Genomic DNA, 18774 nt, shown 5'->3' on the forward strand with positions numbered 1-18774 from the left:
CACCTTACGCGAAATAATCCGCCAAGATCCGCCCGTAAATCGCCTTGAGCTGGACAATCTGATCGACTGCCACCCGTTCATCGACCTGATGCATGGTCTTGCCCACCAGCCCGAATTCCACCACGGGGCAATGATGCTGCACAAAGCGCGCATCCGACGTGCCGCCGGATGTCGACAGCACCGGATCGCGCCCTGTCTCGGCCTTGACCGCCTTGCCCACCAGATCGGATAGGGGACCGGGCGGGGTGATGAAACTTTCGCCCGAGACTTTGACCTGCATCGCGATCCGCACGCCGAAATCGGCGGCGACCTGATCGGCGATGCTTTGCATCCATTCCGTCAGGCTTGCGCCAGAATGCAGGTCGTTGAAGCGGATATTCACGCCCGCCTTGGTCTGCGCCGGAATAACATTGGTTGCCGGATTGCCGGTATCAATCGTTACCACCGCAAGGGTCGATGGATCGAAATGGGCGGTGCCTTGGTCAAGCGCATGGCTGGCCAGTATATCCACCAGCCGCGCCACCGCAGGCAACGGGTTTTTCGCGCGATGCGGATAGGCGGAATGGCCCTGCACGCCGGTCACGGTAAAGGTCGCGTTCAGCGACCCGCGCCGCCCGATCTTCATCGCCTCGCCCATCACGTCGGGGCATGTGGGTTCGCCCACCAGACAGACCGACATCGCCTCGCCGTTCGTGGCCATCCAGTCCAGCAGGGCGGTGGTGCCATCCAGCGCGTCCCCTTCCTCGTCCCCAGTGATCGCCAGAATGACCGCGCCATCGGGGGGCGTGTCGGTCACGAAATCAAGTGCTGCGGCAGCAAAGGCCGCCACACCCGATTTCATATCCGTGGACCCGCGCCCGTAAAGATAGCCGTCCTTGATGACCGCGCCAAACGGCGGCATTGTCCATGCCGCCTCGTCGCCAAGTGGCACGACATCGGTATGGCCGTTGAAGCCGAAGGTCCGGTTTGCCCCCTGCCGCCCCCAACGCGCGAACAGGTTGGACACGCCACCACGGTCAACGCGGGTACAGGTGAACCCGCCTTTGGTCAGTAGGTCCTCGAGCAAGACCAGCGCGCCACCCTCAACAGGTGTGACGGACGGGCAGCGGACCAGATCGGCGGTCAGGGCGACAGGATCAATCATGGGATGACTTGAATGCCTCTTGCGCGGCTGGGCTGGCCTCGGTCTGGTGCTGCGCGCGCCAGTCGTCATAGGGCATGCCATAAAACGCCTCGCGGCCTTCGTCCTTGGTCATGGGAATCCCGCGTTCAATTGCGGCTTCCTGATACCAGCGCGACAGGCAGTTCCGGCAAAACCCGGTCAGGTTCATCATGTCGATGTTCTGCACGTCGGGGCGGTCGGTTTGCAGATGCTGGCGCAGGCGGCGAAAGGCGGCGGCCTCCAGTTCAATGCGTGTCTGGTCGTCCATGTCTGTCTCCTTCATAGCTGGCTGTCTTGCAGGACATTTTGCAGGATCGGCGCAAGCCTGTCGGCCCAAGCCATCTGGCCTGCCTCATCCGCGATCAAGTCTTGGCGCAATTCGATCAAGACATTTGGGCGGCCATGTTGCAAGGCGTGCCGGTCAATCGCATCGCCGGGCAAATGGCCTGCGTAAGGCTCGTTCTCGCCCGTACACCAACCCTGCGCACGACAGGCGGCGATGAAAGGCTTTGCCAGCCGGTCGTCATGCGCGAACAGCACGCCAACCTCCCAAGGGCGAGGCGCGCGCGACCGCAGGCGGGGGGTAAAGCTATGGATGGCGCAGATCACCGGGCGCTGCATCTGTGACGCCAGATCGGCATAGGCATCGTGATAGGGCCGGTACAGCCGGTCCAGCCGTTCGGTCAGGTCTTGCGGCCCCGCATGGCGGTTGGCGGGAATGATCGTGCCGTCGTAAAGGCGCATCAGCAGGGTCGGGTCATCCTCGCCCCGGTTGGGGTCGATCACCAGCCGTGAAAAGCGCGACAGGATCGCGGGGCTGTCCAGCAGCGCAGCCAGATGCCGCGTTACCCCTGCGGCCCCGATATCATAGGCGATGTGGCGGCCCATATCGGCGGCGGGCAGCCCAAGATCGCCGTCCTGTACCCAATCGGGCACATGGTTGGTCGCATGGTCGCAGGTCACCAGCCAGCGGCCGGGCCGGTCCGCGCCCTCGATCTCATAGGCTGGGTGTATCATTCTCATGTCACTGCATTTAGGCTAGTTGTCGGCGGAAGGGAATTGCGCAATAAGGGCGCAAAGCCCGCTGTTACCGCTAACGGGCATTACCAAAGGGATTGACCATGAAACGCCACCGCAACGTCAAGATCGTCGCCACGCTTGGCCCTGCTTCCAACGATTACGCGATGATCCGCGCCTTGCACGAGGCGGGCGCCGATGTGTTCCGCCTGAACATGTCGCATGGCGACCACGAGGAAATCCGCAAACGGCATGCCATCATCCGGCAGGTGGAAAAAGACCTCGACAGCCCGATTGCCATTCTGGCGGATTTGCAGGGGCCGAAATTGCGGGTCGGCGTCTTTGCCAATGGCGAAGAAGAACTGGTGCCGGGTGCATCTTTCCGGCTTGATCTGGACAAGACCGATGGCGACGCGACCCGCGTCTGCCTGCCGCATACCGAGATTTTTGATGCGCTGGAGCCTGGTGCGCATCTGCTGGTTAATGACGGCAAGATCAAGCTGCGCGTCAAGGATTGCGGCGCGACCTTTGCCGATTGCGAGGTCATCGTCGGCGGCACCATTTCCAACCGCAAGGGCGTGAACGTGCCGGACGTGGTGCTGCCGCTGGCCGCCCTGTCGGACAAGGACCGCAAGGATCTGGAATTCGTCTGCGAACTGGGTGTTGACTGGCTGGCACTGTCCTTCGTGCAGCGCCCCGCCGATGTGGACGAGGCGCGCGTGCTGGCCAAAGGCCGTGCCGCGATCCTGTCCAAGATCGAAAAGCCCGCAGCGGTCAAGAATTTCGACGAGATTCTTGCCGTCAGCGACGGGATCATGGTCGCGCGTGGCGATCTGGGCGTCGAACTGCCCGTCCAGAACGTGCCGCCGATCCAGAAACAGCTGGTGCGCAAATGCCGTGCTGCGGCCAAGCCGGTGATCGTGGCGACGCAAATGCTCGAATCCATGATCGAAAGCCCGATGCCGACACGCGCCGAAGTATCCGACGTGGCGACCGCGATCTATGAAGGGGCCGATGCGATCATGCTGTCTGCAGAATCCGCCGCCGGATCCTATCCGATCGAGGCGGTCCAGACGATGGATAATGTCGCCAGAGAGGTCGAAGCCGACCCCACCTATACCGAGATCATCGAAGCCTCGCGCCGCGCCGTGCGTACCAGTGTCGCTGACGGGATCGTGTCAGCTGCGCGCGAAATCGCGGAAACCACCGATATCAAGGCGATCTGCTGTTTTTCCCAATCTGGGACCACCGCGCTTTTGGTGGCGCGTGAACGCCCGCGTGTGCCGATCATCGCGCTGACCAGCCATATCCGCACCGCGCGGCGGTTGTGCCTGTCATGGGGCACCAATTGCGTGATCACGGGCGAGGTGAACCGTTTCAAGGATGCCGTGATCGCGGCTGTACGCGCCACGCTGGCGCAGGGGATGGCGACCAAGGACGACATGGTCGTCGTGACCGCAGGCGTGCCGTTCAACACGCCGGGGTCGACCAACATCCTGCGCGTCGCCCCTTGCGAGGAGCGTTTGATCTACGCCTCTGAAACGGAATGATGTCTGGCGAATGCGGCCAGCACAGTCATCGGCCGTTATCTGAACTGAACAGGCTTGCACCTCGGACGGTTGCGTCCTATACGGCAGCCTTCACCCGCGCGTCCGGCCAATGTGGCATGCCGAGTCGCGCGTCCGACCGACCTTAAGAGGAGACGGAAATGCCTAAGATGAAAACGAAATCGAGCTGCAAAAAGCGGTTCAAGGTGACGGCCACGGGCCGCATTCTGGCCGGTCAGGCCGGAAAGCGCCACGGCATGATCAAGCGCAGCAACAAATTCCTCCGCAACGCGCGTGGCACCACGACGTTGAGCAAACAAGACGAAGGTATCATCAAGCCGATGATGCCTTACGCACGTTGATTAGAGGGATTTGAGATATGCGCGTTAAAGGCGGAACAGTTACACATCGTCGTCACAAGAAAGTTCTTGATGCGGCAAAAGGTTATTATGATCGCCGGTCCAAGACCTTCAAGGTCGCCAAACAGGCCGTCGACAAAGCCAACCAATATGCCACCCGTGACCGGCACAACCGCAAGCGCAACTTCCGCGCTTTGTGGATCCAGCGGATCAACGCCGGTGTGCGTTCGGTAGACGAGACACTGAACTACTCCAAGTTCATCAACGGTCTGGCACTGGCCGGCATCGAAGTTGACCGCAAGGTTCTGGCCGATCTGGCCGTGAACGAGCCAGAGGCGTTCGCGACAATCGTTGGTCAGGCGAAAGCGGCGATGGCGTAAGCCAAGGCTGCTGATTGATACGAAAGGCCGCTCTGAAAAGAGCGGCCTTTTGCGTTTGAGCCCCAGCACCTTGCGCGAACCCCGCCCTTTCGCTAACCCCTGCACAACCAGATCAAGAGGCGCGCCATGGACGACCTGAAAGCCAAATACCTTTCCCTGATTGCCGCAGCCGGTGACGAGGCCGCGATTGAAGACCTGCGCATCACCGCCTTGGGCAAGAAGGGCGAGATCAGTCTGCAGATGCGCGAACTGGGCAAGATGTCGCCCGAAGAACGCCAGACCGCCGGCCCCGCGCTGAACGCGCTGAAGGACGAGATCAACAGCGCCCTTGCCGCGAAAAAGGCAGCCCTTGGCGATGCTGCCCTTGATGCACGCCTGCGCGGCGAATGGCTCGACGTGACCCTGCCATCGCGCCCCCGCCGTCAGGGAACGATCCACCCGATCAGCCAAGTCACCGAAGAAGTCACCGCCATCTTCGCCGATATGGGGTTCAGCGTCGCTGAAGGCCCGCAGATCGAATCGGATTGGTACAATTTCGACGCGCTGAACATCCCCGGCCACCACCCCGCACGGGCGGAAATGGACACGTTCTACACCCACCGCCGCGAGGGGGATAACCGCCCGCCGCATGTGTTGCGCACCCACACCAGCCCCGTGCAGATCCGCAGCATGGAGGCGACAGGCGCCCCCACCCGCATCATCTGCCCCGGCCGTGTCTATCGCGCCGATTACGACCAAACCCACACACCGATGTTCCATCAGGTCGAAGGTCTGGCGATCGACAAGGATATCTCCATGGCGAACCTGAAATGGGTGCTGGAGGAATTCGTGAAATCCTATTTCGAGGTAGACCACGTCGACATCCGCTTCCGCGCGTCGCATTTCCCTTTCACCGAACCCTCGGCCGAAGTGGACATCCGCTGTTCATGGGAAGGCGGCACGCTCAAAGTAGGCGAGGGCGACGACTGGCTCGAAATCCTCGGCTCCGGCATGGTGCATCCAAAGGTGCTGCAAGCCGCAGGCGTGGACCCGACCCAATGGCAGGGCTTTGCGTTTGGCATGGGTATCGACCGCATTGCGATGCTGAAATACGGCATCCCCGATCTGCGGGCGTTCTTCGATTCCGACCTGCGTTGGCTGCGGCATTACGGATTTGCAGCACTCGATGTGCCGACGCTGCATGGTGGGTTGTCGCGGTAGGTTTGATAGGTCCCGCCCGGCAGCGCCGGGCAGCCATCTTCTGTCGCGCAAAAGCGTGATAACGCTTCTCTACGTCGCTAGCGCCGCAGCCCTCACCGCACTCAGCGTGGCGCCTGTGCTCAGCGCTTCTTCATCCACCTTGCAGGCGATGATCGCGAACGTCCCTGCGGCCTGCGCGCGGCCAAACGCTGCGACGAAATCGGCAGAGGTTGTGACCGTCTCGCCATAGCCGCCATAGGCGCGGGCGAGGGTGGCGAAATCGGGGTTGGCCAGCATCGTGCCGGACACGCGGCCCGGATAATGCTTTTCCTGATGCATGCGGATCGTGCCATAGCGGCCGTTGTCCATCACCACGACGATGGGTGTCGCCCCGTGCTGGGCTGCGGTGGAGAGTTCGTTGCAGGTCATCTGGAAACAGCCGTCACCTGCAAGGCAGACCACCGTCCGGTCGGGATATTCGAGCGACGCGGAAATTGCCGCCGGAAAGCCGTATCCCATCGACCCCGATGTGGGAGCCAGCTGTGTGCCGTGTTGCTTGTAGACGAAATAGCGGTGCAGCCATGCCGCGTAATTGCCTGCGCCGTTGGTCAGGATCGCATCGTCGGGCAGATGGTCGGACAGCCATTTGATGACCTGTTCCTGTTTCAGCGCGCCCGGGCTTTCCTGCGGGCTGATCCATGCGTCGTAATCGGCCCGTGCGGCGGCGGTCCAGCTGGACCAGTCACCGACGGGGCTTGCCGCGACCAGCGCGCGCAGGGCGGCGGGGGCGGTCGCCACCACGCCAATATCGGGGGCATAGACGCGCCCGATCTCGTCCGCGTCGGCATGGATGTGGATGATCGTTTTCTGTGGGGCGGCGGGGTCGACGAGCGTGTAGCCCTGTGTCTCTATATCGCCAAAGCGCGTGCCGATCAGCAGCAGCAAATCCGCCTCGCGCACACGGGCGGCAAGGCGCGGGTTGATCCCGACGTTCAGATCACCGGCATAGCAGCCGTGGTTGTTGTCGATATAATCCTGCCTGCGGAAACTGACCGCCACGGGCAGGTGATGCTGTTTGGCAAAGGCTTGCAGATCGGTCTGCGCCTGTGCTGACCAATGCGGCCCACCCACCACGACCAGCGGGCGTTCCGCCTGTCCCAGCGCGTGCAGGATCGCATGCTTCGCATCTGCGGGCATCTCGGTGGGATATGTGTCGCTCATCCGGATGTCTGGCACATCGGCGTGATCGCTGAGCATGTTTTCGGGCAGGGCCAGCACGACGGGGCCGGGACGGCCCGACATCGCCACGCGGAACGCGCGCCCGATATATTCGGGCAGCCGGTCGGTGTGATCGATCTGGGCAACCCATTTGGCGATGGGGCCGAACATCGCCTTGTAATCGACCTCTTGGAATGTCTCGCGGTCGGTGTGCCGGTTGTCGATCTGGCCCACGAACAACACCATCGGCGTGCTGTCCTGCATCGCGATATGGATGCCTGCGCTGGCATTGGTGGCCCCCGGTCCGCGGGTGACGAAACACACGCCGGGCTGGCCTGTCATCTTGCCATAGGCTTCGGCCATCATCGCGGCACCACCTTCCTGACGGCAGACAATATTGGCGATGCCGCTGTCATACAGCCCGTCGAGTGCGGCCAGAAAGCTTTCCCCCGGCACCGAGAATACGCGCCGCACACCCAGCTTTTTCAGTTGATCGCTGAGTATCTTCCCGCCGTGCCGCTGCATGATTATCGTCCTTGCCATTTCGCGCGGATCATGTGCGAAAGCTGCGGGTTGTTCAATCGCACAATCGGGTTAGGTATTTTGTCGAACAAAGAAAGACGGATAGATGACAACACTTCTTGGGATATCGGGGTCGCTGCGCAAAGCCTCGACCAACACCATGCTGATGCGCAACGCGGCCGAGATTTTCGGCCCCGACTCCTATTTCGAAGGAGACATCCGGTTCCCGCTTTACGATGGTGATCTGGAAGAGGCCGAGGGTATCCCTGCCGCCGTCCAGATGCTGGCCGACCAGATCGCCGCCGCTGATGCGGTGATCATTGCGACACCGGAATACAACAAGGCCATGTCAGGCGCGCTGAAAAACGCGCTCGACTGGGTTAGCCGGACCAAGGGCGGGGTGTGGAAAAACAAACCGCTGGCGATCATGTCCGCGACAGGTGGTCGCGCCGGCGGCGAGCGGGCGCAGTTTTCGCTGCGGCTGGCCATGATGCCGTTCCGTCCGCATATTTTGCAGGGGCCAGAGGTACTGGTCGCCAACTCCGCCAAGGAATTTGACGAGAATGGCAAGCTGACCGGCGAGATGTACATTAATCTGTTGGCCGAATTGATGGGCGATCTGCGCGCGTTGACCTGATTTGCGCGCCAATACTGGCAATTTCATGCCGCACTCCCTACATCGGCCGGAACCGCAGTAACAGGTAAGTTGGTAATGGGTGCAGGTGGCAGTGACGGTGGAACGAGGCAGTTCCTGATCGGGCTGATCATGATGATCGGGGGCGGCTATCTGCTGCTGAACGGGATCGTCGTGCGGCCCAGTCTGGGTGGCCGCATCTTCGGGGTTGGCGGGATGCCGGTGACATCAGGCATGATCCTGATCCCGCTGATGTTCGGGATCGGATTGATTTTCTACAACGCCAAAAATCGGCTTGGCTGGATCATAGCGGGTGCATCGCTGATTGCGCTGGTGTTTGGCGTGATTGCGAATACGACCGTGCAATTCGCACGGCTCAGCATCTTTGATCTGTTGGTTATTTTGGTATTGCTGGTGGGCGGTGCGGGCCTGTTTCTGCGCAGCTTGCGCAAGTCAGGCTGACCGCCCCGCCATTTCAATACCCCAGCGCACAACCATCTTTGCGTGGGTCGCTGCCGCCTTCCAGCACGCCATCGGGATGGATGAGGATCGCCTGTGACCCGCCGATTGCGGTGTCGGGCGTCTGGACGTTATGGCCCAGCGCGCCCAGTTCCGTCTTGACCGCATCGCTATAACCGTTTTCGACGTTCAACACGTTGCCTTCGGCAAAGCTGCGGGGCGCGTCGATCGCAGCCTGCGGCGACAGGCCGAAATCGGTGATGTTAGATACGAACCGCGCATGTCCGGTCGCCTGATACTGCCCGCCCATGACGCCGAATGGCATCATGACCTTTCCGTCTTTCTTCAGCATCGCCGGAATGATTGTGTGCATCGGGCGCTTGCCGCCGGCCACCTCGTTTGGGTGGCCCTGTTCAAGGGTAAAGCCCGCGCCACGGTTATGGAACAGGATGCCGTACTTGTCCGATGCGATACCCGACCCAAAGGCATGGAACACCGAATAGATCAGCGACACGGCCATCCGGTTCTTATCGACGACGGTAATATAGATCGTGTCCTTATGGACAGCCTCGGCCCCCGGCAATCCGGCGGGCATGGCGCGTTTGGGGTCGATCAACGCCGCAAGCTTGGCCGCTGTTTCTGGCGCGGTCATGTGATCTAGCCGCGTCATGTAGCCCGGATCAGCCATGAACCGGTTGCGCGTGTCATAAGCAAGCTTGGTCGCCTCGGCCTCGACATGCGCGCGCGCAGCCCCCCAAGGGTCCATCGCGGCGATGTCGAAATGCTTGAGGATGTTCAAAAGCAGGATCGCGGTGGCTCCTTGGCCGTTCGGCGGATGCTCGCACAATTCCAGCCCGCCATAACCGCCCATGATCGGATCGGTGTAATCGCAGGCGGTCGCGGCAAAATCCTCCAGCGTGTGGGTGCCACCCTGCGCGCGCAGTGCAGCAACCATATCCTCTGCCACCTCGCCCTCGTAGAAACCGGTGCGGCCGTGCAGGGCGATGCGGCGCAAGGCTTCGGCCTGGCGCGGTGCGGCAAAGACCTGACCGGGGCGGGGCGGTTTGCCGTCCAGCAGGAACAGATCGCGCGCTGTGCCTGACAGGTTGCTATCGGCCTTGCCCCAGTCAGAGGCGACGCGTTCAGCCACCGGCACACCGGTTTGCGCATAATGGATCGCGGGGGCTAGCACGGCTTTCAGCCCCAGCTTGCCCCAGTCCTTGGACAAACGACAAAAGGCATCGACCGCGCCTGGCACGCTGACGGCATCGGCGCTGTAGGGCGCGATCACCGGCCCCTTGGCGCGCAAGGCATCCGCATTGATCCCCGCAGGCGCGCGGCCCGATCCGTTCAGCGCCAGCACGCGGTCTTCGCCCGGGGGGGTAAACAGTACGAAACAATCGCCGCCGATGCCGGTCATCTGTGGTTCGCAAATCCCCAGCAGCACCGCCCCCGCGATGGCGGCATCCACGGCATTGCCGCCTGCTTCCAGCATCTGCACGGCGACCTTGGTTGCCAGCGGATGCGATGTGGCGCACATGCCGTTGGTGGCGTAAACGGCCGACCGGCCCGGTTTGTGAAAATCGCGCATCTGCTGTCTCCCCGTCGATACAACTGAGACCCTACGACAATCCTAGGCGGCTGCAACGGCAAACGGGGGTTTTCCTTTGGCCGATGCGGGCATAGTTTCGGGGCAATCAACGAAAGGTGAGTCAATGCAGGATGTCGTAATCACCGGGGCTGCGCGAACAGCGATGGGCGGCTTTCAAGGCGTTTTCGCCGATGTGGACGCGCCGACCTTGGGCGGTGCAGCGATTCGGGCGGCGCTCGAAAACGCTGGTGTGGCGACGGTGGACGAGGTGCTGATGGGCTGCGTTTTGCCCGCCGGTCAAGGGCAGGCACCGGCACGGCAGGCGGCCTTCCTCGGCGGCTTGGGCGAGGAAGTGCCGGCCACCACGCTGAACAAGATGTGCGGGTCCGGCATGAAGGCCGCGATGATGGCCTTTGACCAGATCGCTGCAGGCAGTGCCGATGTCATGATCGCAGGTGGCATGGAAAGCATGACCAACGCGCCGTACCTGATGCCAAAAATGCGCAGCGGCGCGCGGATCGGGCATGCTCAGGTCATCGACAGCATGTTCCTTGATGGGCTGGAAGACGCCTATGACAAGGGCCGGCTGATGGGTACCTTTGCCGAGGATTGCGCAACGACCTACCAATTCACCCGCGCCGCACAGGACGATTATGCGCTGCAATCGCTCTCAAACGCCTTGGCGGCTCAGGACAGCGGTGCTTTCGACCGTGAAATCACCCCCGTCACGCTGAAAACCCGCACGGGCGAGGTCAGGATCACCGCGGACGAACAACCCGCCAAGGCGCGGCCCGAAAAGATTCCCACCCTCAAGCCCGCCTTCCGTGACGGCGGGACAGTGACAGCGGCCAATGCATCCAGCATTTCCGACGGCGCAGCCGCCCTCGTGCTGGCACGCGGCGATACGGCCACCAACATCCGCGCACGGATCATGGGCCACGCCAGCCACGCGCAGGCGCCCGGCCTGTTCACCACGGCCCCTGTGCCAGCGGCGCAGAAACTGCTCGCCCGTCTTGGCTGGTCCGTCGGTGATGTCGATCTGTGGGAAGTGAACGAAGCCTTTGCCGTCGTCCCCATGGCCTTCATGCGCGAGATGAATATCCTCCGCGACCGCATCAACGTGAACGGCGGCGCCTGCGCGCTGGGCCACCCGATCGGGGCATCTGGCGCGCGGATCATCGTGACCTTGCTTAACGCGCTGGAAACCCGCGGATTGCGGCGCGGCATCGCGGCGATCTGTATCGGCGGCGGTGAAGGCACAGCGATTGCCATCGAACGCCCGTAACATCTTCCGAGCACAAATATCCTTCGGGGGACATGCCGCAGGCATGGGGGGTGGAAAACCCCCTGCAACATCAATTCAGGACAGAACATGCGCGTTGATTACCCGACCCTGCACCAAACCATTGCATCCCTGACCGAAGGCGAGACTGATCAGGTGGCCCTGATGGCCACCGTCGCTTGCGAGATCCACCACAGCGACGACCGGTTCAACTGGACGGGGTTCTACCGTGTTGTCGGCCCCGAGCTGCTCAAGATCGGCCCCTATCAGGGCGGGCATGGCTGCCTTGTCATCCCCTTCGCGCGGGGCGTCTGCGGTGCTGCGGCGCGCACCGGTCAGGTGCAATTGGTGCCGGATGTTGATTCCTTTCCCGGCCATATCGCTTGCGCCAGCAGCACACGTTCGGAAATCGTGCTGCCGGTCTTTGCTGCCAGTGGCGCGCTGATCGGTGTGTTCGATATCGACAGCGACAAGCCCGATGCCTTTACCCAAGCCGATGCTGATGCCTTGACCGACATTTTGCACAGCGTTTTTGCGCGCTGAGGCCTTTGTCGCGGCCAAGGCCGCGCTAAGCCTCCGGCGGGGATATTTTGGCTCGGAAGATGTCGGAGACCGGCGCTTTTCTGGCGCAAAAGGCGTTTGCAGATTGCTGCGAACCCCCTAGCGTGAAAATTGATGGAAGATTTTCATGCCTCCGCTTCGTTTGACCTGCAAGGGGCCGATTTGCGCGCTCTGCGCAAGGCGCGCGGGCTGACGCTGACCGCCTTGGCGGAGCGTGTCGGCAGGTCGGTCGGCTGGCTGAGCCAGGTCGAACGGGACCTGTCCAGCGCCAGCGTCGATGATATCGCAGCCCTTGCGCGGGTGCTCGATGTCGCCACATCAAGCCTGCTGGCGTTGGGTGGCGGGCAGGAGGCGGGCAGGATCGTACGCGCAGACAATCGCCGCCCGATCGGCAACCGCAACCCCGGCCTGACGGAAGGCTTGCTGTCGCCCGATCTGACCGATGATTTCGAAGTGATCCATTCCCGCTTTGCCCCCGGTGCGCGGCTGGACCATGCCGTCAGCCGCCCGACCCAAGAGGTGGGCTATGTCGTCGCGGGTCATTTCGATCTTTGGATCGAGGAAACACTGTTCCATCTGCACCCTGGCGACAGTTTCCGGCTGCGCGGCGATCTGTTCCGTTGGGCCAACCCCTATCCCGAAACCTGCGAGATCATCTGGGTGATCTCGCCGCCCGTTTATTGAGGTCCGTGATGTATCAAGGAAGCTGTCTTTGCGGGTCCGTTACATTTACCGCCCGTGGTGCCGCGCGCGACCCGGCGGCCTGTCATTGCAGCCAGTGCCGCAAGCAATCGGGTCATTTCTGGGCCGCGATGCAGGTTCCGGATGCCGATCTCAGCGTCACGGGCGAGGTGCGCTGGTACGCCGCGACCCCGGCCGCACGGCGCGGCTTTTGCCCGACCTGCGGGTCGTTCCTGTTCTGGAAGGGGCGTGATGATCCCGATACCGGCATTGCATTGGGCGCGCTGGATGGGCCGACGGGACTAACACTGGCGCGGCATATCTTCGTCGCGGATAAGGGCGACTATTACGAAATCCACGGCGGTGTCCCGCAAGAGGAGCAAGAGACATGAACGATTTTCCCACGTCGGCCCGCGTGGTCATCGTCGGTGGTGGCGTGGTGGGGGTTTCGACACTCTATCATCTGGCCAAGAAAGGCTGGACCGATTGTGTCTTGCTCGAAAAGAACGAATTGACCGCCGGGTCCACATGGCATGCGGCGGGGAATTGCCCGTCCTTCAGCACGTCTTGGGCGGTGATGAACATGCAGCGTTATTCACTATCGCTTTATAAACGGCTGGCGGCCGAGGTCGATTATCCGATGAACTATCACGTCACCGGATCAATCCGGCTGGCGCATTCCAAGGAGCGGATGCAGGAATTCGCCCGCGCTCGTGCGATGGGCAATTATCAGGGGCTGAACCTTGCGCTGATGACGCCCGAGGAGGCGCAGGCGGCCTATCCGTTCTTGGAAACGCATGATCTTGCGGGTGCGTTATATGATCCCGACGATGGTGATATTGATCCCGCGCAGCTGACGCAGGCGCTGGCCAAGGGCGCGCGGCAGATGGGCGCGCGCATTGAACGGTTCTGTCCTGCAACAGGTGTGACGCAGACGCCGGGTGGCTGGATCGTGCATACCGACAAGGGCGATATCGCCTGCGAAAAGGTAGTGAATGCCGCGGGCTATTACGCCCAGCGTGTCGGCGAATGGTTCAAGCCTTACGGCGGGCGCACCGTGCCGATGGTGACCATGTCGCACCAGTACTTCCTGACCGATGAAATCCCCGCGCTGGCAGACTGGACCGCCGCCAATGGCCGCAAAGTGCCGCTGCTGCGGGATGTGGACAGCAGCTATTACCTGCGCCAAGACAAGAACGGGCTGAACCTTGGCCCTTACGAGCGCAATTGTCGTGCGCATTGGGTCACGCCTGACGACCCGCAGCCCGACGATTTCAGTTTCCAGCTTTACCCCGACGATCTGGACCGGCTGGAATGGTATATCGAAGACGCGATGGCCCGCGTCCCGATCCTTGGCACCGCAGGGGTGGGGCGTGTCATCAATGGCCCGATCCCCTATGCTCCCGATGGTCTGCCGCTGCTTGGCCCGATGCCGGGCGTCAAGAATGCCTATGAGGCTTGCGTGTTCACCTTTGGCATCACCCAGGGCGGTGGCGCGGGCAAGGTGGCGGCGGAATGGATCGTGGATGGCCAGCCTGAATGGGACATGTGGTCCTGCGATCCGCGCCGCTATACCGATTACACGGGGCAGGAGTATTGCCACGCCAAGGCGGTCGAGACCTATGGCCATGAATATGCGATGCATTTCCCCTATCATGCCTGGCCAGCTGGCCGCGATCAGCGGCTGTCGCCGTTACATGACCGGATCAAGGCGCTGGGCGGCGTGATGGGGGCCTATAACGGTTGGGAACGCGCTAATTGGTTCGCCAAATCCGGCGATGATCTGTCCGAGGCGGCGACCCAGACATGGGGCCGCGCGGGCCCTTGGCAGCCGCGCATCGCCGCGGAATGTGCCGCCGTGCGCGATCATGCCGGTGTGATCGCGATTTCCGGTTTCACCCGTCTGGCGGTGGAAGGCGCGGGCGCGCGGGCGCATGTGGACCGCCTGACCGCATCCACCCTGCCCAAACCGGGGCGCGTGGGGCTTGCGTATTTCCCCGATGATCGGGGCCGTATCCTGACGGAAATGTCGGTGATCCCGCAAAGTGATGATGATATCTGGCTGATCACCGCATCGGTGGCGCAGTGGCATGACCGCGATGTCCTGCTGCGCGACTTGCCCGATGGGGTCCGCGTGCAGGATCGCAGCGACCAATACGAATGCCTGCTGGTCACCGGGCCAAAGGCGCGCGATATTCTGGCACCGCTGACCGATGCCGACCTGACCCTGCCGTGGCTGTCGTTCCAGGACGCGCAGGTTTGCGGCAAACCTTGCCACCTGCTGCGCGTGTCCTTCGCGGGCGAGCTGGGTTGGGAAGTGCATTGCGCCAATGCCGATGCGCCTGCGATCTATGATGCGATCCTTGGTGGTGGGGCTGTGCCTTTTGGTATGTTCGCGCTGAATGCCTTGCGGATCGAAAAAGGCTATCGCGCGTGGAAAGGCGACCTGAGCACTGATTATTCCTTGCTCGAAGGCGGGCTGGACCGGTTCATCAATTTCGACAAACCCGATTTTGTTGGCAAACCAGCCTTGCTGGCGGAAAGACAGCGCGGCGTGACGAAACGTTTTGTCACGCTGGTGCTGGATGATGCGGACGCATATGACGCGCCATATATGGCGACGATTTCGCATGATGGTGCTGTCGTGGGCGAAACCACGTCAGGCGCCTTTGGCTACCGCGTGGGCAAATCTATCGCGCTGGGGATGCTGCGCGCTGATCTGGCGGTGGCAGGCACCAAGGTTGCGATTGATATCTATGGCACCCAAGTCAGCGCCACAGTGCAACCAGATGCGCCGTTGTGGGACCCTGCAAATGCTAGGATCAGGGCGTGATATTGAAAGTTTGGAACAGGTAACAAAAATGACGAAAATCACCCTTCTTGATGGCGGTATGGGCCAGGAACTGATCCGCCGGTCGGGCGAGGCTCCAACCCCGCTTTGGTCTACGCAGGTCATGATCGACCATCCGGGCATGGTGGCGGCGGTCCATGCCGATTACCGCGCTGCGGGGGCTACGGTGCATACCACCAACACCTATGCCATCCACCGCGACAGGCTGGAAGGCACCGGGCTCGAGGATCGCTTTGCCGATCTGACCGCCGCCGCTTTGACCGAGGCGCAGGGCAGTGGACGCATCGCGGGGTCCATCGGGCCGCTGATCGCCAGCTACCGCCCCGATATCCACCCCGCCCATGATATCGCCGTGCCAGCCTATGCCGAGGTGGCAGCGCTGATCGCGCCGCGCGTTGATCTGTTTTTGTGCGAAACTGTCGCTTCCGTCGCCCATGCCCGTGCGGTGCTGGCCGCGACCCTGCCTTTGGGCAAACCGGTCTGGTTGTCGGTGACCTTGGATGACGAGGATGGCAGCCGCCTGCGCTCAGGCGAGCCTGTGGCCGATGTGCTTGAGGCGGCGCAGGGCGCAAGCGCGCTGCTAGCGAACTGTTCCGCGCCAGAGGTGATGGCCGCTGCCATGGCCGCATTTGCCAAAGGCAATCTGCCGTTCGGGGCCTATGCCAACGGGTTCACCCAAATCACCAAGGATTTCTTGAAAAGCAAGCCCACGGTGGATGCGCTGTCTGCGCGCCGTGATCTGGGGCCGGATGCCTATGCCCATTTCGCGCTGGGCTGGATTGATCAGGGTGCCACCATCGTCGGTGGCTGCTGCGAGGTCGGCCCCGCCCATATCGCGCGGCTGGCGCAGGCAATTGTTGACGCCGGACATGAGGTGATTTGATGCTGCCCAAACATGCGCGCGTGGTGATTATCGGTGGTGGCGTCATCGGCTGTTCGGTCGCGTATCATCTGACCAAACTGGGCTGGCAGGATGTCGTCCTGCTGGAACGCAAGCAACTGACATCCGGCACCACATGGCACGCCGCCGGCCTGATCGGACAATTGCGCGCAACGGCCAACATGACGCGGCTCGCCAATTACAGCCAGCAGCTTTATGGCGGGCTGGAGGCGGAGACGGGGATCGCCACGGGGTTCCGGCGCGTGGGGTCGATCACTGTGGCGCTGACGGACGAGCGGCGCGAGGAGCTTTTCCGCTCGGCCGGAATGGCGCGTGCCTTTGGGGTGGAGATCGAGGAGATTTCACCAACGGAGGTCAAGAACCGCTATCATCATCTGAACATCGACGGCGTCACCGCGGGCGTCTTTTTGCCCAAGGACGGGCAGGGCGATCCGGCCAATATTGCGCTGGCACTGGCCAAGGGCGCGCGGATGCGTGGGGCAATTGTGGCCGAACACACCAAGGTGACGGCGATCAACCGCACGGGGCGGCGGGTCACATCAGTGGATTGGGCCAGCGGCGACGATGTCGGCCAGATCACCTGCGATATGGTGGTGAATTGCGCGGGGATGTGGGGCCATCAGGTCGGCCGCATGGCGGGCGTCAACGTGCCGCTGCATGCCTGCGAACATTTCTATATCGTGTCCGAACCGATCCCCGGCCTGACCCAGATGCCCGTGCTGCGCGTGCCCGATGAATGCGCCTATTACAAGGAAGACGCGGGCAAGATTATGCTGGGTGCGTTCGAGCCAAACGCCAAGCCTTGGGGCATGGCGGGCATTTCCGAAGATTTCGAATTCGACCAGCTGCCCGAGGATTTCGACCATTTCGAGCCGATCCTTGAACAGGCCGTAAACCGGATGCCGATGCTGGCCAGCGCCGGTATTCATACCTTTTTCAACGGCCCCGAAAGCTTTACACCAGATGACGCCTATCATCTTGGGCTTGCGCCAGAGATGGACAATGTCTGGGTTGCCGCCGGTTTCAATTCTATCGGTATCCAATCAGCAGGTGGCGCGGGAATGGCGCTATCGCAATGGATGGATGCGGGCGAAAAACCATTCGATCTGGGCGATGTCGATATATCGCGGATGCAGCCGTTTCAGGGCAATAAAACCTATCTGTTTGAGAGGTCCAAGGAAACGCTGGGCCTGCTTTATGCCGATCATTTCCCTTACCGTCAAAAAGCCACCGCGCGTGGCATCAGGCGGACGCCGTTCCACCGGCATTTGCTGGATCAGGGCGCTGTCATGGGCGAACTGGCAGGCTGGGAAAGGGCAAACTGGTTTGCGGTGCCGGGTCAGGACCCAGCCTACGCCTATTCTTGGCAGCGGCAGAATTTCTTTGGTAATGTCGGTGCAGAACTGACGGCTGTGCGCAGTAATGTCGGCATGTATGACATGTCGTCCTTTGGCAAGATCAGGGTCGAAGGGCGCGATGCCTGCGCCTTTTTGAACCATATCTGCGGCGCGCAGATGGATGTTGCTGTCGGGCGCATTGTGTATACCCAGTTTCTGAACGCCAAGGCGGGGATCGAGGCGGATGTCACCGTGACCCGCCTGTCGGAAACCGCCTATCTGGTCGTGACTCCTGCCGCGACGCGGCTGGCCGACCAGACATGGATGCAGCGCAATCTGGGCGATTACACCGCCGTCATCACCGATGTGACAGCGGGTGAAGGCGTGCTGGCCGTCATGGGGCCGCACAGTCGTGCGTTGCTGCAAAAGGTGTCGCCAAACGATTTTTCCAACGATCACAACCCGTTTGGCACCGCACAAGAGATCGAAATCGGCATGGCGCTGGCCCGTGTGCATCGCGTGTCCTATGTCGGTGAGCTTGGCTGGGAGGTTTACATCAGCGCAGACATGGCCGGCCATGTGTTCGAGGTGCTGCACGCCGCAGGCCAGGACATGGGGCTCAAGCTGTGCGGGATGCATATGATGGATGCCGCACGGATGGAAAAGGGTTTCCGCCATTTCGGCCATGACATTACCTGCGAGGATCATGTGCTGGAGGCGGGCCTTGGCTTTGCCGTCAAGACCGACAAGCCTGTGTTCATCGGGCGCGACGCGGTGCTGCGCAAGCGTGATGCAGGGCTGGCGCGGCGGTTATTGCAGTTCAAGCTGACCGATCCCGCGCCGCTGCTCTATCACAACGAACCTGTGCTGCGTGACGGGCGGGTCGTCGGGCATCTGACCTCTGGCGGCTATGGCCATCATGTCGGCGCGGCCTTGGGCATGGGTTATGTGCCTTGCGCGGGCGAAAGCGTGGATGACCTGCTGGCCAGCCGGTACGAGATCGACGTAATGGGGGTCAGGGTCGTAGCAGAGGCGCAGTTGAAACCGTTCTACGATCCCGCAGGGGCGCGGGTGAAGATGTGACATCACCCGC

General features: G+C 61.9%; 18 protein-coding genes. 13 read left to right on the forward strand and 5 right to left on the reverse strand.

The annotated features are described in order from the left end of the window. Nucleotides 1–4: 4 nt before the first annotated feature. Genes dapE through ACPF9B_RS00360 form a run of 3 tightly spaced genes read right to left on the reverse strand, consistent with a single transcriptional unit; the run spans nucleotide 5 to nucleotide 2179 of the window. On the reverse strand, nucleotides 5–1144 hold the full coding sequence (gene dapE, locus ACPF9B_RS00350; RefSeq protein WP_424178435.1) for a succinyl-diaminopimelate desuccinylase: 1140 nt from the start codon (nucleotides 1142–1144) through the stop codon (nucleotides 5–7). Continuing rightward, nucleotides 1137–1430, reverse strand: coding sequence for a DUF1244 domain-containing protein (locus tag ACPF9B_RS00355; protein WP_040483255.1), 294 nt, complete (start codon nucleotides 1428–1430; stop codon nucleotides 1137–1139). The genes dapE and ACPF9B_RS00355 overlap by 8 nt, the downstream gene beginning before the upstream one ends. An 11-nt stretch (nucleotides 1431–1441) precedes the next feature. Next, nucleotides 1442–2179 carry an N-formylglutamate amidohydrolase gene (locus ACPF9B_RS00360; RefSeq protein ID WP_424178438.1) on the reverse strand — a complete coding sequence of 246 codons (738 nt, stop codon included), beginning with the start codon at nucleotides 2177–2179 and terminating at the stop codon, nucleotides 1442–1444. A 104-nt stretch (nucleotides 2180–2283) separates the two neighbouring features. Between ACPF9B_RS00360 and pyk the strand changes: the two genes are divergently transcribed. The 4 genes from pyk (at nucleotide 2284) to pheS (ending at nucleotide 5665) form a co-directional block, all read left to right on the forward strand. Next, a complete protein-coding gene (gene pyk, locus ACPF9B_RS00365) occupies nucleotides 2284–3729 on the forward strand; it encodes a pyruvate kinase (RefSeq protein ID WP_007205996.1) in 1446 nt (481 codons plus the stop codon). A 158-nt stretch (nucleotides 3730–3887) separates the two neighbouring features. Next, on the forward strand, nucleotides 3888–4088 hold the full coding sequence (gene rpmI, locus ACPF9B_RS00370; RefSeq protein WP_007205995.1) for a 50S ribosomal protein L35: 201 nt from the start codon (nucleotides 3888–3890) through the stop codon (nucleotides 4086–4088). Between the two features lie 17 nt (nucleotides 4089–4105). Beyond that, a complete protein-coding gene (gene rplT / locus ACPF9B_RS00375) occupies nucleotides 4106–4465 on the forward strand; it encodes a 50S ribosomal protein L20 (RefSeq protein WP_007205994.1) in 360 nt (119 codons plus the stop codon). A gap of 126 nt (nucleotides 4466–4591) precedes the next feature. Next, entirely contained in the window at nucleotides 4592–5665 is a 1074-nt protein-coding gene (gene pheS / locus ACPF9B_RS00380) for a phenylalanine--tRNA ligase subunit alpha (protein ID WP_424178441.1), read from the forward strand. 69 nt (nucleotides 5666–5734) lie between these two features. Here the strand turns inward: pheS and ACPF9B_RS00385 are convergent, their stop codons facing one another. Continuing rightward, a complete protein-coding gene (locus tag ACPF9B_RS00385; protein WP_424178443.1) occupies nucleotides 5735–7387 on the reverse strand; it encodes a thiamine pyrophosphate-binding protein in 1653 nt (550 codons plus the stop codon). A gap of 103 nt (nucleotides 7388–7490) precedes the next feature. Here ACPF9B_RS00385 and ACPF9B_RS00390 point away from each other — a divergent pair, with 103 nt between their 5' ends. Together ACPF9B_RS00390 and ACPF9B_RS00395 are read left to right on the forward strand one after the other, a co-directional pair. Continuing rightward, entirely contained in the window at nucleotides 7491–8021 is a 531-nt protein-coding gene (locus ACPF9B_RS00390) for an NADPH-dependent FMN reductase (protein ID WP_007205991.1), read from the forward strand. A 75-nt stretch (nucleotides 8022–8096) separates the two neighbouring features. Further along, complete coding sequence (locus tag ACPF9B_RS00395) at nucleotides 8097–8480, forward strand: hypothetical protein (protein WP_424178445.1); 384 nt, start codon at nucleotides 8097–8099, stop codon at nucleotides 8478–8480. A gap of 13 nt (nucleotides 8481–8493) precedes the next feature. Here ACPF9B_RS00395 and ACPF9B_RS00400 read toward each other — a convergent pair whose 3' ends face one another. After that, complete coding sequence (locus ACPF9B_RS00400; RefSeq protein WP_424178447.1) at nucleotides 8494–10068, reverse strand: gamma-glutamyltransferase family protein; 1575 nt, start codon at nucleotides 10066–10068, stop codon at nucleotides 8494–8496. Between the two features lie 124 nt (nucleotides 10069–10192). Here ACPF9B_RS00400 and ACPF9B_RS00405 point away from each other — a divergent pair, with 124 nt between their 5' ends. The 7 genes from ACPF9B_RS00405 to ACPF9B_RS00435 all read left to right on the forward strand — a co-directional run bounded on the left by ACPF9B_RS00405 (nucleotide 10193) and on the right by ACPF9B_RS00435 (nucleotide 18764). Then, nucleotides 10193–11353: a thiolase family protein gene (locus ACPF9B_RS00405; RefSeq protein ID WP_424178449.1), complete on the forward strand. Its 1161-nt coding sequence runs from the start codon at nucleotides 10193–10195 to the stop codon at nucleotides 11351–11353. Between the two features lie 87 nt (nucleotides 11354–11440). Beyond that, a complete protein-coding gene (locus tag ACPF9B_RS00410) occupies nucleotides 11441–11893 on the forward strand; it encodes a GAF domain-containing protein (RefSeq protein ID WP_424178451.1) in 453 nt (150 codons plus the stop codon). A 132-nt stretch (nucleotides 11894–12025) separates the two neighbouring features. Beyond that, nucleotides 12026–12595, forward strand: coding sequence for a helix-turn-helix domain-containing protein (locus tag ACPF9B_RS00415; protein WP_007205986.1), 570 nt, complete (start codon nucleotides 12026–12028; stop codon nucleotides 12593–12595). Between the two features lie 8 nt (nucleotides 12596–12603). Beyond that, entirely contained in the window at nucleotides 12604–12984 is a 381-nt protein-coding gene (locus ACPF9B_RS00420; protein WP_424178454.1) for a GFA family protein, read from the forward strand. After that, nucleotides 12981–15425 (forward strand): GcvT family protein, encoded by a 2445-nt coding sequence (locus ACPF9B_RS00425; RefSeq protein ID WP_424178456.1) that lies wholly within the window; start codon nucleotides 12981–12983, stop codon nucleotides 15423–15425. The genes ACPF9B_RS00420 and ACPF9B_RS00425 overlap by 4 nt, the downstream gene beginning before the upstream one ends. A gap of 28 nt (nucleotides 15426–15453) precedes the next feature. Further along, the gene (locus ACPF9B_RS00430) at nucleotides 15454–16326 is read left to right on the forward strand and encodes a homocysteine S-methyltransferase family protein (protein WP_424178458.1); all 873 of its coding nucleotides are present in this window, start codon (nucleotides 15454–15456) and stop codon (nucleotides 16324–16326) included. Beyond that, nucleotides 16326–18764 carry a GcvT family protein gene (locus ACPF9B_RS00435; protein ID WP_424178460.1) on the forward strand — a complete coding sequence of 813 codons (2439 nt, stop codon included), beginning with the start codon at nucleotides 16326–16328 and terminating at the stop codon, nucleotides 18762–18764. Before ACPF9B_RS00430 ends, ACPF9B_RS00435 begins: the two co-directional genes overlap by 1 nt. The last annotated feature ends 10 nt before the right edge of the window (nucleotides 18765–18774 follow it).

This window comes from Yoonia sp. TsM2_T14_4, assembly GCF_049602355.1.
GTDB lineage: Bacteria > Pseudomonadota > Alphaproteobacteria > Rhodobacterales > Rhodobacteraceae > Yoonia > Yoonia vestfoldensis_A.

What these genes read in the sequence shown, in the direction of transcription:
- dapE (WP_424178435.1), bottom strand. Translation starts at nt 1,144, where the DNA reads ATGATTGATCCTGTCGCCCTGACCGCCGATCTGGTCCGCTGCCCGTCC.
- ACPF9B_RS00355 (WP_040483255.1), bottom strand. Translation starts at nt 1,430, where the DNA reads ATGGACGACCAGACACGCATTGAACTGGAGGCCGCCGCCTTTCGCCGC.
- ACPF9B_RS00360 (WP_424178438.1), bottom strand. Translation starts at nt 2,179, where the DNA reads ATGATACACCCAGCCTATGAGATCGAGGGCGCGGACCGGCCCGGCCGC.
- pyk (WP_007205996.1), top strand. Translation starts at nt 2,284, where the DNA reads ATGAAACGCCACCGCAACGTCAAGATCGTCGCCACGCTTGGCCCTGCT.
- rpmI (WP_007205995.1), top strand. Translation starts at nt 3,888, where the DNA reads ATGCCTAAGATGAAAACGAAATCGAGCTGCAAAAAGCGGTTCAAGGTG.
- rplT (WP_007205994.1), top strand. Translation starts at nt 4,106, where the DNA reads ATGCGCGTTAAAGGCGGAACAGTTACACATCGTCGTCACAAGAAAGTT.
- pheS (WP_424178441.1), top strand. Translation starts at nt 4,592, where the DNA reads ATGGACGACCTGAAAGCCAAATACCTTTCCCTGATTGCCGCAGCCGGT.
- ACPF9B_RS00385 (WP_424178443.1), bottom strand. Translation starts at nt 7,387, where the DNA reads ATGCAGCGGCACGGCGGGAAGATACTCAGCGATCAACTGAAAAAGCTG.
- ACPF9B_RS00390 (WP_007205991.1), top strand. Translation starts at nt 7,491, where the DNA reads ATGACAACACTTCTTGGGATATCGGGGTCGCTGCGCAAAGCCTCGACC.
- ACPF9B_RS00395 (WP_424178445.1), top strand. Translation starts at nt 8,097, where the DNA reads ATGGGTGCAGGTGGCAGTGACGGTGGAACGAGGCAGTTCCTGATCGGG.
- ACPF9B_RS00400 (WP_424178447.1), bottom strand. Translation starts at nt 10,068, where the DNA reads ATGCGCGATTTTCACAAACCGGGCCGGTCGGCCGTTTACGCCACCAAC.
- ACPF9B_RS00405 (WP_424178449.1), top strand. Translation starts at nt 10,193, where the DNA reads ATGCAGGATGTCGTAATCACCGGGGCTGCGCGAACAGCGATGGGCGGC.
- ACPF9B_RS00410 (WP_424178451.1), top strand. Translation starts at nt 11,441, where the DNA reads ATGCGCGTTGATTACCCGACCCTGCACCAAACCATTGCATCCCTGACC.
- ACPF9B_RS00415 (WP_007205986.1), top strand. Translation starts at nt 12,026, where the DNA reads ATGGAAGATTTTCATGCCTCCGCTTCGTTTGACCTGCAAGGGGCCGAT.
- ACPF9B_RS00420 (WP_424178454.1), top strand. Translation starts at nt 12,604, where the DNA reads ATGTATCAAGGAAGCTGTCTTTGCGGGTCCGTTACATTTACCGCCCGT.
- ACPF9B_RS00425 (WP_424178456.1), top strand. Translation starts at nt 12,981, where the DNA reads ATGAACGATTTTCCCACGTCGGCCCGCGTGGTCATCGTCGGTGGTGGC.
- ACPF9B_RS00430 (WP_424178458.1), top strand. Translation starts at nt 15,454, where the DNA reads ATGACGAAAATCACCCTTCTTGATGGCGGTATGGGCCAGGAACTGATC.
- ACPF9B_RS00435 (WP_424178460.1), top strand. Translation starts at nt 16,326, where the DNA reads ATGCTGCCCAAACATGCGCGCGTGGTGATTATCGGTGGTGGCGTCATC.